Source organism: Novosphingobium sp. B-7 (genome assembly GCF_000410615.1).
Taxonomy (GTDB): domain Bacteria; phylum Pseudomonadota; class Alphaproteobacteria; order Sphingomonadales; family Sphingomonadaceae; genus Novosphingobium; species Novosphingobium capsulatum.
In genome coordinates this window covers 15,139-15,532 of record NZ_KE148499.1, presented here as the reverse complement: position 1 = coordinate 15,532, position 394 = coordinate 15,139, and the positions used below count along the sequence as shown (strand labels likewise).

1 pseudogene is annotated in these 394 nt (G+C 69.5%); it reads left to right on the top strand.

The features are described from left to right. Positions 1 to 394 (top strand): annotated as a pseudogene (locus H926_RS33875) (gfo/Idh/MocA family oxidoreductase); the annotation flags it as partial.

Below are 394 nucleotides of genomic sequence, written 5' to 3'. Positions count from 1 at the left end.
GGCCATCGCCGCCGGGCTCGACGTGCTGCTGGAAAAGCCGCCGGCCGCCGCCCCGACCCAGGCCCAGGCGCTGGAGCAACTGGCCGCGCGCGCCGGCGTCACGCTCTATGCCGCGTGGCATTCGCGCGAGAGCGAAGTGGTCGAGTCCGCACGCGCCTGGCTCGCCACCCGCAGCATCAGTGCGGTGCACATCACCTGGCGCGAAGACGTGCGCAAATGGCACCCCGGGCAGGACTGGCTGCTGTCGAAAGGCGGCTTTGGCGTGTTCGATCCGGCGATCAACGCCTTTTCGATCCTGACCGAAATCCTACCCTCGGGCATTTGCGTGGAAGGCGCGCGGATGGACGTACCGGCCAATCGCGGCGCGCCCACCGATGCGCAGGTGGACATGCGC